Origin of the sequence: Rhizobium sp. AN68 (assembly GCF_030758035.1) — a bacterium.
Classification (GTDB): Bacteria; Pseudomonadota; Alphaproteobacteria; order Rhizobiales; family Rhizobiaceae; genus Agrobacterium; species Agrobacterium tumefaciens.
Genome location: NZ_JARWMI010000003.1, coordinates 139,715 through 155,545 on the forward strand (window position 1 = coordinate 139,715; position 15,831 = coordinate 155,545).

13 protein-coding genes and 2 pseudogenes are annotated in these 15,831 nt (G+C 58.1%); 7 read left to right on the forward strand and 8 right to left on the reverse strand.

The features are described from left to right. The first annotated feature begins 43 nt into the window (after positions 1-43). Together RBH71_RS13660 and RBH71_RS13665 are read left to right on the forward strand one after the other, a co-directional pair. Complete coding sequence (locus tag RBH71_RS13660; RefSeq protein WP_003514517.1) at positions 44-1,405, forward strand: glutamine synthetase family protein; 1,362 nt, start codon at positions 44-46, stop codon at positions 1,403-1,405. 1 nt (position 1,406) lies between these two features. Continuing rightward, positions 1,407-2,708, forward strand: a complete 1,302-nt coding sequence (locus tag RBH71_RS13665; RefSeq protein ID WP_003514518.1) for an NAD(P)/FAD-dependent oxidoreductase — start codon at positions 1,407-1,409, stop codon at positions 2,706-2,708. Here RBH71_RS13665 and RBH71_RS13670 read toward each other — a convergent pair. The 7 genes and pseudogenes from RBH71_RS13670 to rirA all read right to left on the reverse strand — a co-directional run bounded on the left by RBH71_RS13670 (position 2,705) and on the right by rirA (position 8,968). Beyond that, positions 2,705-3,194: pseudogene (locus tag RBH71_RS13670) on the reverse strand (gluconokinase). The gene RBH71_RS13665 and the pseudogene RBH71_RS13670 overlap by 4 nt on opposite strands. A gap of 108 nt (positions 3,195-3,302) precedes the next feature. Further along, positions 3,303-4,043 carry an ABC transporter permease gene (locus RBH71_RS13675; RefSeq protein ID WP_003514520.1) on the reverse strand — a complete coding sequence of 247 codons (741 nt, stop codon included), beginning with the start codon at positions 4,041-4,043 and terminating at the stop codon, positions 3,303-3,305. Further along, positions 4,040-4,978, reverse strand: coding sequence for an ABC transporter ATP-binding protein (locus RBH71_RS13680; RefSeq protein ID WP_003514521.1), 939 nt, complete (start codon positions 4,976-4,978; stop codon positions 4,040-4,042). Before RBH71_RS13680 ends, RBH71_RS13675 begins: the two co-directional genes overlap by 4 nt. Further along, positions 4,975-6,142 (reverse strand): annotated as a pseudogene (locus RBH71_RS13685) (ABC transporter permease). Before RBH71_RS13685 ends, RBH71_RS13680 begins: the two are co-directional and overlap by 4 nt. A gap of 85 nt (positions 6,143-6,227) precedes the next feature. Beyond that, the gene (locus tag RBH71_RS13690) at positions 6,228-7,139 is read right to left on the reverse strand and encodes an ABC transporter substrate-binding protein (RefSeq protein ID WP_013635286.1); all 912 of its coding nucleotides are present in this window, start codon (positions 7,137-7,139) and stop codon (positions 6,228-6,230) included. A gap of 141 nt (positions 7,140-7,280) precedes the next feature. After that, positions 7,281-8,327, reverse strand: coding sequence for an AbrB family transcriptional regulator (locus RBH71_RS13695; protein ID WP_003514529.1), 1,047 nt, complete (start codon positions 8,325-8,327; stop codon positions 7,281-7,283). 170 nt (positions 8,328-8,497) lie between these two features. Further along, complete coding sequence (gene rirA, locus RBH71_RS13700; RefSeq protein ID WP_003514531.1) at positions 8,498-8,968, reverse strand: iron-responsive transcriptional regulator RirA; 471 nt, start codon at positions 8,966-8,968, stop codon at positions 8,498-8,500. 173 nt (positions 8,969-9,141) lie between these two features. Here rirA and RBH71_RS13705 point away from each other — a divergent pair, with 173 nt between their 5' ends. Continuing rightward, positions 9,142-10,191 (forward strand): Fe(3+) ABC transporter substrate-binding protein, encoded by a 1,050-nt coding sequence (locus RBH71_RS13705; RefSeq protein ID WP_003514533.1) that lies wholly within the window; start codon positions 9,142-9,144, stop codon positions 10,189-10,191. Positions 10,192-10,269: 78 nt separating this feature from the next. On the opposite strand, the gene RBH71_RS13710 is transcribed toward RBH71_RS13705, so the two are convergent. Continuing rightward, positions 10,270-11,766 (reverse strand): CoA-acylating methylmalonate-semialdehyde dehydrogenase, encoded by a 1,497-nt coding sequence (locus RBH71_RS13710; RefSeq protein ID WP_003514535.1) that lies wholly within the window; start codon positions 11,764-11,766, stop codon positions 10,270-10,272. A gap of 175 nt (positions 11,767-11,941) precedes the next feature. Here RBH71_RS13710 and RBH71_RS13715 point away from each other — a divergent pair, with 175 nt between their 5' ends. The 4 genes from RBH71_RS13715 (at position 11,942) to RBH71_RS13730 (ending at position 15,585) form a co-directional block, all read left to right on the forward strand. Further along, on the forward strand, positions 11,942-12,256 hold the full coding sequence (locus tag RBH71_RS13715; RefSeq protein ID WP_003514538.1) for a putative quinol monooxygenase: 315 nt from the start codon (positions 11,942-11,944) through the stop codon (positions 12,254-12,256). Continuing rightward, positions 12,253-13,134 (forward strand): LysR family transcriptional regulator, encoded by an 882-nt coding sequence (locus tag RBH71_RS13720; RefSeq protein ID WP_003514539.1) that lies wholly within the window; start codon positions 12,253-12,255, stop codon positions 13,132-13,134. Before RBH71_RS13715 ends, RBH71_RS13720 begins: the two co-directional genes overlap by 4 nt. A 116-nt stretch (positions 13,135-13,250) precedes the next feature. Further along, positions 13,251-14,171, forward strand: coding sequence for a DMT family transporter (locus tag RBH71_RS13725; RefSeq protein WP_003514540.1), 921 nt, complete (start codon positions 13,251-13,253; stop codon positions 14,169-14,171). Positions 14,172-14,478: 307 nt separating this feature from the next. Then, on the forward strand, positions 14,479-15,585 hold the full coding sequence (locus RBH71_RS13730; protein ID WP_003514542.1) for a DUF475 domain-containing protein: 1,107 nt from the start codon (positions 14,479-14,481) through the stop codon (positions 15,583-15,585). Positions 15,586-15,831 lie beyond the last annotated feature (246 nt).

A 15,831-nucleotide genomic window follows, 5' to 3' on the forward strand; every position in this document is an offset into this window, starting at 1 on the left:
GCGCTTCTGCGCGCGAAACAGAAGAGAAACGGCCTGCTGGTGCATGATGGATGATATTGAAAAAGCAAAGAAATTTTTCGACGATAACCCCGATATCGAAATTCTCGAAGCCTTCGTCATAGATGCAAATGGCGTGCCGCGCGGCAAATGGATTCCGCGCGAAAGGGCGATCGATGTCCTTGAAAAGGGAATGGCGATCCCACGCTCGGTCTATGCGCTGGATATCTGGGGCCGCGATGTGCATGCCGCAGGCCTCGCCGAAGGGACGGGCGATCCGGACGGGTTCTGCTTTCCTGTTCCCGGCACGCTGTCTCGGGTGACATGGCTTGGCCGGCCGACCGCGCAAGTCCTGCTCGCGATGAAAAATCCTGATGGAACCGGGTTTTATGGCGATCCGCGCAATGTTCTGGCAAGGGTGCTGGAAGCCTACAAAAAGGCCGGCCTCACGCCCGTCGTGGCGACCGAACTTGAATTTTACCTGATCGACCCGGTTCGCTCTGCGCTCGATCCGGTGCGTCCGCCGCACAGCCGCGAAGGCCGGTGGCACACGGGCCAGACACAGGTTCTGTCGATTTCCGAATTGCAGGATTTCGAGGATGTCTTCCATGATATCGCCACCGCATGCAGGGCGCAGGGTGTTCTTGCCGACACGACGCTGCGGGAAAACGGCCCCGGCCAATATGAAATCAACCTCAATCATGTGCCGGACGCGTTGCGGGCCGCCGATTTCGCTGTTTTCCTGAAACGTATCGTCAAGGGTGTGGCGCGGCGGCACGATCTCGACGCCACCTTCATGGCGAAGCCGTACGGGTTACAGGCCGGCAATGGCATGCATGTGCATTTTTCCGTTCTCGATAGTGACGGCAGGAATATCTACGCCGGGGAAAACGGCCCATCGGACGCGCTGATGCATTCGGTCGGCGGCCTTCTGGAAAACATGGGGGAGAGCATGGCGATCTTCGCTCCCCATGCTAATTCCTATCGCCGCCTGACGCCCAGCGAACATGCGCCCACCTATGCCTCCTGGGGCATAGACAACCGCTCGGCGGCGGTGCGCGTTATCACTGCCAGCAAGGCCGCAACCCGCATCGAACATCGTGTCGCCGGCGCCGATACCAATCCCTATCTCGTTGTGGCGATGATCCTGAGTGCTGCCCTTGCCGGCATGAAGGAAAAACGCCAGCCGGGCGGCGCGATTTCCGGCGACAGCCACGCCATCAATCACGAACCTCTGCCCACCAACTGGGATTATGCATTGCAGCGTTTCACGCGTTCGAGTTTCGCCTATGCGACGCTTGGCCAGCGTTATCGCACGCTGTTTTCTGCCTGCAAACAGCAGGAACTTTCCGAATTTTCCCTGCGTGTAACCGACGTCGAATATGACGCCTATATCAGGACGGTGTGAGATGGCTGAGGTGACGACTATTCCCAATCCCGGCCACACATCCTCCTGGTATGCGGCCTCCGCCAATGTCAAATCCGTGCGGCCAACGCTTGAAGGCGCAATGGAAGCGGATGTCTGCGTCATCGGTGGCGGGTTTACCGGGATTTCCGCAGCACTCGAACTTTCCGAACGCGGCTATTCCGTTATCGTGCTGGAAGGCGTGCGGGTCGGCTTCGGCGCCTCGGGGCGCAATGGCGGCCAGATCGTCAATGGCTATAGCCGCGACCTCGAAACAATCGCCAGCCGTTACGGCCACGACAAGGCGGTGAAACTCGGCGAAATGTCGCTGGAAGGCGGGGAGATCATCCGCAGCCGCATTTCGAAATACGCTATCGATTGCGATCTCGTCGATGGCGGTTTCTTTGCGGCCTTCACGACGAAACAGATTCGCGAGATGGAGGCCCATAAGGCCCATTGGGAAAAACACGGCCATGGCGGGCTTGAGATGGTCTCCAAAGCCGATGTCGGAAAATACGTGCGGACCGATCGTTATGCCGGCGGCATGATCGACCGTTTCGGCGGCCACATCCATCCGCTCAATCTGGTGCAGGGAGAAGCAGCGGCGGCCGAAAGTCTCGGTGCGCGCATATTCGAAAATTCGAGGGTCATTTCGCTGGAGCAGGGCGTAAACCCTGTCGTGCGCACGGCGACGGGCAGCGTGAAGGCGAAATATGTTCTCGTCTGCGGCAATGCCTATCTCGGCAAGCTGCTGCCGGAAATCGGCGACCGGATGATGCCGGTCTCAAGCCAGGTCATGGCGACAGAGCCGCTTGATGCCGATCTGATCGAGCAACTCCTGCCAGCCAATTATTGCGTCGAGGATGCCAATTATATTCTCGATTATTATCGCCGCACCTCCGACAACCGCCTGCTTTATGGCGGTGGTATCGGTTATGGCGGCAGCGATCCGGCGGATCTGACCGGGGTGATCCGTCCGAATATGCTGAAGACTTTCCCGCAACTGGAAAAGACGAAGATCGATTTTGCCTGGAGCGGCAATTTCGCGCTGACGCTGACGCGCATCCCGCATATGGGCAAACTGTCGGACAATGTCTATTTTTCGCATGGCGACAGCGGCCACGGTGTCACTACCACGCACCTGCTCGGCAAGATATTGGGCGAGGCCGTTGCAGGCCACGCAGAGCGTTTCGATGTCTGGAGTTCCCTGCCGAATTATCCGTTCCCGGGCGGTAAGACGTTCCGCGTGCCGCTGACCGTGCTTGGTGCATGGTGGTACGGCCTGCGCGACAGGCTCGGATTTTAAAAAATCACCGCTTTCAGGCCCGAAAGTGCGTTTGCGGTAATTTCCTCCGGCGTGGCGTCGATGCTGACGGTTACGACGCCGGGTTCGCCGGTCGGCACTTCCAGCGTGGCAAGCTGGGTCTGGAGCAGCGAGAGCGGCATGAAGTGGCCCTTGCGTTCGCCCATACGCCTGCTGAGAAGTTCCAGGCTGCCGTCCAGATAGACGAAAGCGAGCGGGCCACCGGTAGCCTCGCGAAGGCGGTCGCGATAGATTTTCTTCAGCGCCGAGCAGGAAACGACGACACCGTTATTTTCGTTTCCCTTGCGCAGTTCTGCGCCAATCAGATCGAGCCAGGGCCAGCGATCTTCGTCGGTCAGCGGAATGCCCTCTGACATTTTGTCGACATTGGATTTCGGGTGAAGCTTGTCGCCCTCAATAAAGGCAATGCCCAGCTTTTTCCGCCAGTTCTTCTGCGACCGTGGACTTGCCAGAGCCGCTCACTCCCATCACGACGATTGCCTTTGTCACCCGAACCTCGAATGTTTCTGTTTCGACGGTCAGCCCCTAACATGCGCGGCGGATGTCGGGAACATAAAAATGAGGAGCTTGCATTTGTCAGTGCCCGGTTTTGCGGGCCGCTGCCTTTTCCAGTGCAGAAAAGCTGGCGTGGATCAGGATTGCCAGCACAGCGACGATCAATCCGCCCTGAAGGATGAAGGCGAGATTGTTGGATTGCAGACCGGCGATGATCACCTCTCCGAGCGTGCGGGCCGCGACCGTGGAACCGATGGTTGCTGTTGAAAGGCTGATCACCGCCGAAAGCCTGATGCCTGCGAGGATCGCCGGAAGGGCAAGTGGCAGCTCCACTTTGACAAGTCTTTGCCAGCCGGTCATGCCGGCGCCCTTTGCGGCATCCATGACGGTTGGCGGCAGCGTGGTCAGCCCTGTCAGCGTATTTTCGAAAACCGGTAGAAGCGCATAGAGAAACAGCGCAATGAGCGTCGGTTTCTCGCCAAAACCGATCATCGGCACGGCAAGCGCCAGCACCGCCACCGGCGGAAAGGTCTGGCCGATATTGACGATGCTGCGCGATAGCGGCAGAAAATCCGCGCCGAAAGGGCGGGTGACGAGAACCGCAAGGGCTCCCGCCACCAGCGTGGCGAGCCCCGTTGCGATTGCGACAATGGTCAGATGCGACAGTGTCAGGGAAAGCAGATTGGCCTGCGTGTAGATCGCCGGCGCATTGGTCTGCACAAGAGGGCGGAATATCGGTGCGAAAACCTGCGGCGCCGCGAGAAAGGCCATCAGCGCCAGCACCAGAAGCCCGGGGGCGAAAAACGAAGCGGCATTTTTCATGGGGTTCCGGCAGCCCGCTGGAGGAGAACATCGCGCCGTACGATACCTGCGGGTTTGCCATCGTCTTTCAGCACCGGCAAGGTATCGCAGCCCGCCCACAACATTGCAGACAGGGCGTCGCGCTGGCTGGTATGTTCATTCAAAGGTTCGCCTTCAGCGCTTCCCGGCTCCACGACGTCTGCAACCGACAGGACGGATAGAAGTTTCAGGGCGCGCTCGTTTTCGCCGATCATGGTGCGGACGAAATTTGTTGCCGGTTTCAGCACCAGCTCGGCCGGCGGGCAGTCCTGAACGATACGGCCCTTGTCCATAACGGCAATACGATCCGCCAGGTGAAAGGCCTCGTCCATATCATGCGTGACAAGAACGATGGTGACACCGAGCTTCTTCTGGATATCGAGAAGATCGTTCTGGGCCTTTGCGCGGATAACCGGGTCCAGTGCACCGAAAGGTTCGTCCATCAGGAGAATGTTCGGTTCTGCTGCAAGCGCGCGCGCCACGCCGACACGCTGTTGCTGGCCGCCTGAAAGCTCATGCGGAAAGCGGTTGGCATAAAGCGCCGGATCCAGCTGGAAGAGCTGCATCAGCGCGTCGATTTTCGCATCGATGCGCTTGCGGTCCCAGCCGATGAGCTGCGGAACCGTCGCGATATTCTCCGCCACGGTGCGATGCGGAAACAACCCATGGCCCTGAATGGCATAGCCGATCTGACGGCGCAGCTTGTAGCCGGGCATGGTGCTCACATCGTCTCCGTCGATGCGGATAGTGCCGGAGGTCGGCTCCACCAGCCGGTTTATCATGCGCAGCAGCGTGGTTTTTCCCGACCCGGAAGTGCCGACGATGACGGTGACGGTGCGCGGCGCCACAGTCAGGGAGACCTGGTCGACCACGACCGTATCGCCATATCGTTTCGTGATGGTGTCGATCTCGATCATGCCTTTTGCCTTCCGCCTGCGCTGAAGAGATTGCTGTCGATAAGGGCGTCGAGCGTAATCGCGGCGGCGAAGCCGAGCAGAACGGTCGGCACGGTGCCGAGCAGTACGAGGTCCATCGCGGTCTGCCCTATGCCCTGAAACACGAAAACGCCAAATCCACCGCCGCCGATCAGTGCTGCGATGGTCGCAAGACCGATATTCTGCACCAGCACGATACGGATGCCGGTGAGGATGACGGGCATGGCGAGCGGAAACTCCACCCGCAGCAGCCTTTGCAGTGGCGTCATGCCAAGCCCGCGCGCGGCTTCCCGCACTGCCTGCGAAACGCCGGACAGGCCGACCACCGTATTGGAGACAACGGGCAGCAGCGAATAGAGAAATAGCGCCACGAAGGCGGGCGCCATGCCGATGCCGGCGATGCCGATCTTCGCCGCACCCGGCACATTGGCTGCCATCCATCCGAGTGGCGCAATCAAAAGGCCGAAAAGCGCGATGGAGGGAATGGTCTGGACGATATTGAGAGCGTTCAGTAGACCGGAGCGCAAACGCTCGACCTTGTAACAGAGAATGCCGAGCGGGATACCGGCGAGGGTGGCTGCAACCAGCGACCCGATGGCAAGTTCCACATGCCGCAGTGCTTCGGTCCAGAAGATATCTGCCCGGCCGGTATATTCCTTGATGATGGAGAGATCGTCCCAGAGGCCGCTTGTCAGGAACGCCGCAAGCGTCCCGGTTGCCACCAGCAACAGCAAAATCCGCAAAGTGGGTTTCGGCTGGAGACGTGCAATGCAATCGGCGGCAAGCAATGCAAGCCCTGCAAACATCAACCAGAAACCGCTGGCGGGCGAAACGCGGGCAAAACTGTTGCCCTCAGGTGTCAACGCAGACGCCGCCTGCCCGACGAAGATCGCCAGTGCCGCGAGACCGACCAGCGCAGCGGCGAGTTTCAGGTGCGCCGGAAACCGGAAAAAGGCGATGAAGGCGGCGACAACAATGATGGCGACGAGGAGGGTAGCAGCAGCAACCGGAAGCGCTTCGAAGATCGTTCGCGTTTCACCCTGAATGATCCGGTTAGCTCGGAATGTCATGAAGGGGGGACGCGGCAAGCGCGTAGAGAAGCAGGCACGAAATCAGCACGCCTACCTTGTCAGGCCATTTCGTCAAATTCCGCTCCCCCGGATCATAGGTTCGGACGGGATGGTGAACCTCACATGGTTTCCGATATCCCGCCCCAACGGTTCTCTGGCAATTACTTGAGGAAACCGTTCTTCGTCAGGAAGTCGGTCGCAACTGCCTTGGCCTGTTCGCCTCCCACCTGCACGCGGGCGTTCAGCTCCTGCAAGGTTGCCAGATCCAGCTTTTCGAAAACAGGTTTCAGCAATGTCTCGATATTGGGGTTCTTTTTCAGAACTTCCTCGCGAATGATCGGCGCGGGCTGGTAGACGGGTTGCACATGCTTGTCGTCCTCAAGCACGACAAGACCGGACGGCGCTATGCCACCATCGGTGCCATAGACCATGGCCGCATTGGCATTGTTCGTCTGATTTGCGGCGGCAGCGATAGTGGCAGCCGTGTCGCCACCGGAAAGCGTGATCAGCTGATCCGGCTTCATGGTAAAGCCGTAGGTGGTCTGAAATGCCGGCAGGGCGGCTGCGGAATTGACGAATTCCGAGGAGGCGGCAAGAACCACCTCACCGCCACCGGCAATGTATTTGCCGAAATCCGAAAGCGTCTTCAGATTGTTCTTGTCGGCAACATCCTTGCGCAGCGCAATCGCCCAGGTGTTGTTTGCGGGCGATGGTGTCAGCCAGACGATCTTGTTGGCGTCATAGTCGAGTGTCTTGGCTTCCTGGTAAGCCTTGGCGGCATCTTTCCAGAGCGGGTCGTCCGCCTTGGAGAAGAAGAAGGCGGCGTTGCCTGTGTATTCCGGATAAATGTCGATCTCGCCAGCCGTGATCGCTTTTCTGACGACCGGGGTAGCGCCGAGCTGGATGCGATCCGTCGTCTCGATATTGTTCTTGTTCAGCACGGCAAGGATGATGTTGCCGAGAACGCCGCCCTCCGTGTCGATCTTAGACGACACCACCACCTGCGCCTGAGCGAAGGAAACAGAAAGGGCGAGCGCAAATCCGGCGCCTGTCAACATCATCAAGCGGTTCATGAATAGTCCTCCGGTGGGTCAGCCTGTCGAACACGCGAAAAATCGCCGCCGCAATTGCGGAGAAACATGAACGGCCAGAGGAACAAATGGTTGCAACGCTATTGGCGTTTTTTACCTGAATGGCGAGGGCACTGGCCCGGCTTAGATTTCGCCGTCCCGCTTGCGTGCATCCTTGCCCATGACGAGCGGCATGAGAACCGACAGGAACAGAAGTCTGAGAACGTGATGTGACCCGACATAGGCGGTATCGGCATGCATCATCACGGCCATCGCCGCCATCGTTTCAAGCCCGCCCGGCGAATAGGCGATCATCACCGCATTGAGCGGAACGCCTGTAATGTTGGAAATCATCCAGGCGATACTTCCGGCGATCACCATCACGGCGATGGTGACGACGAAACCTGCCAGAAAGCCTTTTCGCACATCCATCAGCGACACATTCGAAAAGCGCGTGCCGATGAGACAGCCGATCAGCACATAGACCGGCAGGCTGAGCCAGCTCGGAACGCCGCCCTCGGTAAGGCCGGTAATATGGGTGCCGATGGAAACCGCGACGCCGCCCAGCAGCAGGGCTGCGGGAAATCTCCAGCGAAGGAACAGCCATCCCATCGCAAGCGACGCGCCAATGGTCAGGGCCAGTGTGAACAGGCCCATCGGTGGATTGGCGATGAGCGGTTCCGTGCTGACGAGATCGAAATATTCAACAATCAGCGGCACGGAAAGCGTCAGCGCCAGCACCCGCACGCTTTGCACGATGCTGACGGTCGCAAGGTCGCTTTTCGTCTCGGCGCCGAGGCTGATGATATAGCTGAGGTGCCCGGGCGAAGCGCCCAGCATCGCCGTCGTCCTGTCGTATCCGAAGCCGTAATGCAGGATCCAATAGGCGACATACAGCATGATGACGACTGCAACGAGCACGATGACGAAGCTCAGTGGCCATGTCTTCGCGGCATCGATCACCGACGGCGTTACGCTCGTTCCCATCGAAATGCCGACCACAACGAAACAGGCATTGCGGATGAAGGCGGGAATCCCAAGCTTCACGCCCGCCAGTCCCGTAATCGTCACGGCGAGCGCCGGACCGGACAGAAACGGCGCTGGAACGTTAAGGAGACTGGCAAGCAGCGCACCCATGCTGCCGACGAGCGCGGTAAGTGCAAATGTATGGAATTCAGGCTTGATGATCATTGCGACGCTGGCTGATTGCTTCAAAAAAGCTCGCGACCAAATGCGCCGCTTCGTCTCCTGGCGTCAACACGCTCGACCAAAAATATTGCATTTCCGAAGTATTCTATAAAATAAAAGCCCGTGACCTGTGGGCACGGGCTAGCGCAATTGTTGCTTGGGCAATGGGATGATCAGGCGGCCGGCAAGGCGGCGATCTTCGGCATTTCCGTGTCGATGCCGAGCAGGAAGTTGATCTGCGGCCGCGCCTTGACGAGATCGTCGATGGAATATTCCGCCAGCACATCGAAGAAGGCATTGAGCGCCTTGCGAAGCGCCGAGTTGAGGCCGCAGCTATCCACAAGCGGACATTCGACAGCACCGTCCTCGAAGCATTCCGCCATGGCAAAACTGTCTTCGGTCACCTTCACCACGTCAAACAGGCTGATTTTCTCAGCGGGTTTGCCAAGACGCACGCCGCCGTTACGGCCGCGCACGGTTTCCACCAGACCGGCCTTGTTGAGCGGCTGCAGAATTTTGAAAAGGAACAGCTCAGATACGCCATAAGCCCTGGCGATCTCCGGAATGCGGCTCAACTTGCCTTCATTTGCGGCGCAATACATCAACATGCGAACGGCATAGTTGGTCTGTTTGGTCAAACGCATGCTGGTCTCCTAACTCTCAATGTGGAGTTATATAGTCTCTTTTTCAGTTTAGAACAATTCCAGAAACTGAAAAAACTGGCAGCCATCCGATATTTCTCGGACAGCCTTGTTGACCGCTTTGATGATTCATGAACAAACAAGTCAAGAATCTGAATGTAATGGAGGCATTCTTAATGGCAAGCTTGAAATCGTGTTTTTCCGCTGCCGTTTTTTCGGGTCTGACGATCCTCTGGGCCGCGCCCGCTGCTTTTGCGGACGGCGAGGTGAACGTCTATTCCTACCGGCAGCCCGAGTTGATCCAGCCGCTGCTCGATGCCTTCACGAAAGAAACGGGCATAGAGGCCAACGTTCTCTTCCTCGACAAGGGTCTGGTGGAGCGCATTCAGGCAGAAGGCGTCAATTCGCCGGCCGACGTGCTGTTGACGGTCGATATCGCCCGGCTTGTCGAGGCGAAAGAAGGCGGCGTCACACAGCCGGTGCTGAACGATCCCGTCATTGAAAAGGATATCCCGGCCAATCTGCGCGATCCGCAAGGCGAATGGTTCGGCCTGACGACGCGTGGCCGCGTGGTATATGCCTCAAAGGAGCGGGTCACCCAGAAAGACATCACCTATGAAGATCTTGCCGATCCGAAATGGAAGGGCAAGATCTGCATTCGCGACGGTCAGCATTCCTACAATATCGCGCTGATCGCCTCGATGATCGCCCATCATGGCGTCGATTATACCCGGACATGGCTGACCGGCCTTAAGAACAATCTTGCCCGCAAGCCTGATGGAACAGACCGCAGCCAGACCAAATCGATCTTTTCCGGCGAATGCGATATCGCGCTCGGCAATACCTATTATGTCGGCCTGATGCTGACCAACGACCGCGAGCCGGAGGAAAAGGTTTGGGCGGGATCGGTGCGGGTGATCTTTCCCAATGCGGGAGATCGCGGAACGCATGTGAATATTTCCGGCATGGCGCTGACCAAATACGCACCCAACAAGGACAATGCGCTGAAGCTGATGGAATTCCTGGCATCGCGCGAGGCGCAGGAAATCTATGCCAAGCAGGTCTTCGAATACCCGGTGCTGCCCGGAGCGGAGCCTTCCGATGTCGTGAAGGGCTTCGGCCCCATCAATCCGGACAAGCTGCCACTGACGGATATTGCCGCCCACCGCAAACAGGCATCCGAGCTGGTGGACGAAGTGGGTTTCAACGACGGCCCGACCAATTGACGCCGTTTACACGCCTGTGACCGGTTAGGATACCGGCGGGTCAATCGCCCGCCGGTTCATTGTTTAGAGACGCATTGCTTACTTCATCGTCGGCATGACGAATTCGGCACCTGATTTGATGCCGGACGGCCAGCGCGAGGTGATCGTCTTGGTCTTCGTCCAGAACTTGATTGAATCCGTTCCATGCTGGTTGAGATCGCCGAAGCTCGAGGCCTTCCAGCCGCCGAAGGAGTGGTAGGCGAGCGGAACAGGGATCGGAACGTTGATGCCGATCATGCCGATATTGATGCGGCTGGCGAAGTCACGCGCAGCATCGCCGTCACGGGTGTAGATCGCAACACCGTTGCCATATTCATGCTTCATCGGCAGTTCCAGCGCGTCTTCGTAGTTCTTGGCGCGAACGACGGAGAGAACAGGTCCGAAGATTTCCGTCTTGTAGATGTCCATGTCAGGGGTGACGTGGTCGAACAGGCAGCCACCGACGAAATAGCCGTCTTCATAACCCTGGAGCTTGAAGTCGCGGCCATCGACCAGCAGTTTCGCGCCCTGCTCGACACCGCTGTCGATCAGACCCTTGACGCGCGTTTGCGCTTCCTTGGTAACGAGCGGGCCCATATCGGCCTTGTCGTCGGTGTAGGGGCCGATCTTCAGTGCTTCGATCTGCGGGATGAGCTTTTCAACGAGACGGTTGGCCGTTTCTTCGCCAACCGGAACCGCAACCGACACGGCCATGCAGCGCTCGCCGGCCGAACCGTAACCGGCGCCCATCAGGGCGTTCACGGCCTGATCGAGATCGGCATCAGGCATGATGATCATGTGGTTCTTCGCGCCGCCGAAGCACTGTGCGCGCTTGCCGTTCATGGCGGCAGTACCGTAGACGTAGCGGGCAATCGGCGTGGAACCGACGAAGGAAACCGCGCCGATATCCGGATCGGTCAGTATGGCGTCGACAGCGCCCTTGTCACCATTGACGACGTTGAGGATGCCGGCCGGAAGACCTGCCTCGATCATCAGTTCGGCAAGGCGGATCGGCAGGGACGGATCGCGCTCGGAAGGCTTGAGGATAAAGGCGTTGCCGCAGGCGATGGCCGGCGCAAACATCCACATTGGGATCATCCCCGGAAAGTTGAACGGCGTGATGCCCGCACCGATGCCGACCGGCTGGCGGATCGAATACATGTCGATGGCGGGACCTGCGCCCTCGGTGAACTCACCCTTCTGCAGATGCGGAATGCCGCAGACGAATTCGCAGACTTCGAGGCCGCGCACGATATCGCCCTTGGAATCTTCGACGGTCTTTCCGTGCTCGCTGGAGAGCAGCACCGCCAGCTCATTCATATCGCGGTTCAGAAGTTCGACGAACTTGAAGAAAACGCGGGCGCGGCGCTGCGGGTTGGTGGCGGCCCACTTCGGCTGTGCCGCTTTTGCGCTTTCCACGGCAGCGCGCAACTCGGCGTCGCTGGCAAGCGCGACAGTCGCCTGCACTTCGCCGGTTGCCGGGTTGTAGACGTTAGATGTGCGGCCACTGGTGCCGGACACATGCTTGCCGTTGATGAAATGACCGATTTCCCTCATGGGGCTTTCCTCCGCGATTTTTTGATGGGTGCAGCATTGCACTTGAATTTGTACAAATCAATGAACTCAGATAAGAAACCGTTGTGCGTAAATTAAAGCAAGGCGAGTATTTTGAGGGTGGCGGCGGATTTCCGACACCCACACGTTCGCCGGTCAACAGAAGGTCAGAAGCTTGATGAGCGATGAACCAGTCGTGCGGATGGCTGAAATCCAAATCGATCCAACCCAGCTGGATGCCTATCGCAGACTGCTTGCAGAAGAGATCGAAGCTTCGGTCAGCCTGGAAATTGGTGTGCTTGCATTAAATGCGGTGGCAATTAAAGGCAGCCCGGAAAAGATTCGCATCCTCGAAGTCTACGCGGACCGGGCGGCATATGAAGCGCATCTGCAAACGCCGCATTTTCTGAAATACAAAGAGAGTGTGGCAGGAATGGTGACGTCGCTGACCTTGCTTGATGTCGAACCCATAATGCTGCGCAGCAAACCATGAATTGGGATGACGTCCGCATCTTCCTCGCCGTTGCCCGCTCCGGGCAGATACTTGCCGCATCGAAACGGCTCGGCCTCAACCACGCAACGCTTTCGCGACGATTGACGTCGCTGGAGCAGGCACTGAAGACCCAATTATTCATCCGCCGGACGAACGGTTGCGAACTGACCGAAGAAGGTCAGCTGTTTTTGGGCGCCGCCGAGCGCATGGAAACCGAAATGCTGAATGCGCAGGCAAATCTCGGTCGTGTCGATACGGCAGTGGCGGGAACGGTGCGCATCGGCGCGCCCGATGGTCTCGGGGTTTCTTTTCTTGCGCCACGGCTTGGCCGGCTGACCGCGCGTTATCCCGACCTAAAAATCCAGCTCGTGCCGGTTCCGCGCTCCTTTTCCCTGTCGCAGCGAGAGGCCGATATCGCCATCACCATCGAGCGGCCGGAACAGGGTAGGCTGATGTTTTCCAAGCTCACCGACTATTCGCTGGGGCTTTACGCATCGAAGTCCTATCTCTCCGAATATGGAACGCCGGCGGATGTGGAAACACTCAAGCGCCATCGGCGCATCGGCTACGTCGAGGATCTGATCTTCTCGCCTTCTCTGAACTATACCGGCGAGATCATGCGCGACTGGGACGCCGCCTTTGAAATATCCAGCGCCACCGGTCAGACCGAGGCGGTGCGCTCGGGCGCCGGTATCGGCATCCTGCACAATTACATTGCCGGACAATATCCCGAACTTCTGCGGATCATGCCGCATATGAGCATAAGTCGGTCCTATTGGACGGCCTATCACGAATCCGCCCGTCAGTTGGTCCGCGTGCGCACGGTGGTCGATTTTCTCCAGGAACTCGTTGCCGAAGAGAAGCGCATGTTCGCGTGACATCGAAATTGCCGATTTATTAGTACTATTAATACGCGACTCCTCCCGCTTCGGGCTTGACAAACGAGGGCTGGCTGAACGACCAATGCAGCCATTGGGAGAGAACGGAACCTGACATGCCGAATATATTACGAAAGCTTTCGCCGACTGGCCTCGGCGTGGCCGTCATGCTGCTTGGAATGCTGCTTTTCGCGTTGAACGACGCTATGGGAAAATGGCTGGTTTCGACCTACAGCCAGGGGCAGGTGATCCTCATCCGCAGCGTCGCTGCCCTTGTCATTCTGGTTCCGATCGTGTGGAAAGGCGGTCTTTCCGGCCTCATGAAAATCGAGCGACCGTCTCTTCAGGTGGCGCGAGTATTCTTCTCCACCGCCGAGCTTTTCTGTTTCTATTTCGCAGTCGCTGCCCTGCCGCTGGCAGACGTGATGACCTACTGGCTCGCCGCCCCCATTTATGTGGCGGCTCTATCGCCGTTTCTCCTGGGAGAAAAGGTCGGCTGGCGTCGCTGGACGGCCATCGCCATTGGTTTCGTCGGTGTTCTCATTGCCTTGCAGCCAAGCTCGGCAAGCCTCACCTCGGCCGCACTGTTTTCCATTCTCGGCAGCGCCGCCTTCGCCTTCATGATGTTGTCCGGACGCCAGCTACGCAACACGCCTGATACGGTGCTCGCTTTCTGGCAGATCATCGGTGCGGGGCTTGCGGGCCTCGTTGCGGTGTTCGTCACGCCGTCGGGCTGGTTGCCGGTCCAGTCCGGTTTCGATCTCGCTTTCCTCGGCCTGCTCGGCGTGGTCGCCATGGCGGCGCATGTGCTGGTCAACCGCGCTCTGAAGCTCGCGGACGCCGCGACCGTCGCGCCGCTGCAATACACATTGCTGCTCTGGGCGGTGGTCTTTGGCTGGCTGTTCTTTGGTGATGTGCCGCAGACCAGTATCGTCGTCGGTGCGGGCCTGATCGTTCTTTCCGGCCTTTATATTTTCTTCCGTGAAAATACGCTCAAACGCGGTCGCGAAAAGGTGGATATACTGGCTGCGGACTAGGCATTTCCTCTGTTTACCCGTGATGTTGCCGCCGAAATCATCACGGGACTTGACGAAGAGGTGATCTTCGAGGAGTAAGAGAGGGTCCTGCGATCATATGTCTCGCAAGGGCAGAGGAAACAAAGGTGCCGGGCCCCTCTGGCGAGAGTTTTACGGCGCTCTCGTGATGTCGGTACCGCCTGCAAAAATTGGCCGGCGGATTAAAAACTATGAAAAACCTGAATGTGCTTCGCGCGCGTGCTTTCTGCGTGCGGCCCGACGTCCTGCGTCGTTCCGCAATCGCTCTCGTTACCGGAGGTAACCGGACATGAGCGCCGCCCAGAAAACCACACTTTCCTACTTCAAGTGGGCTTTTATCGTCACCATCGTCGGTCTGATCCTTGGCGGCTATCTCGGCTGGGAAATGACCGGAACTGTCAGTGGAACAGCGACGATCTTCTTCATTTGTGCGGTGCTTGCCGTGCTGGAAATTTCGCTTTCCTTCGACAACGCCATCGTCAACGCCAACAAGCTGAAAGAGATGACGCCAGTCTGGCAGCATCGCTTCCTGACCTGGGGTATTCTGATTGCCGTTTTCGGCATGCGTATCGTCTTCCCGCTGCTGATCGTGGTCGTTGCCGCCAATGTCGGCCCCTGGACGGCGCTCGTCATGGCGGCCACGCAGCCGGAACGTTATGCAGAAATCATGCGTGACGCCCATCTGCCGATCGCTGCTTTTGGCGGTACCTTCCTGATGATGGTCGGTCTCAACTTCTTCTTCGACCATGAAAAGGACGTGCACTGGGTGCGCTGGATCGAGGAAAAGGCTGCGGTCTATTCCTCCGTCAAGGGTATCGAGATCGCCTTCGTGCTGGTCGTCATGCTGGCCTTCTCTCGTATCATCGGCGCCAGCGACAATCCGGAGCTTGGTCCGGTTGCGGCCAACACCTTTTTCCATGCGGCAATCTGGGGTCTTTTGACCTTCCTGCTGGTGGAAGTCGTCGGCGGTATTCTCGATCGTAGCCAGGAAGTGCTCGAAGGCGCTGCAAAAGGCGGCTTCGGTGCGTTTCTCTATCTCGAAGTGCTCGATGCAAGCTTCTCCTTCGATGGCGTCATCGGTGCTTTTGCGCTGACGCAGAACCTGTTCATCATCGCCATCGGCCTCGGTATCGGCGCCATGTACGTGCGCTCGATGACGATCATGCTGGTGGAAAAGGGAACGCTCGCCGAATACCGCTATCTGGAACACGGCGCTTTCTACGCGATCCTCATCCTGTCCGTCATCATGTACGTGCAGACGATGTTCCACATTCCAGAGGTCATCACCGGCCTTGGTGGCGCGACCCTGATCGGCATTTCGCTCTGGTCGTCCATCCGACATAACCGGCGGCACAATGCAGATGCGACCGATGCCGCTCGCGGTGCGGAAATCTGACCCATCCCGATCCCAGCCTTCCGCTGTTACGGCGGAAGGCAGTTTTTAAGCACTGAATTGCTGATTGCCTGTTTTTTTTGCTATTTTCGCCTTGCGGAAAATTTGAACATAACATCGGAATTATACCCCAAGCATCTGTTTTTGCTCGTATTTGTGCACTGCGGTAAAACTGGCACGCTTCCTGCATCTCATCTTGCAAGTCCAGAGGGGACATTAAAGGCCCGACAAACGGGTTTAAACAACACC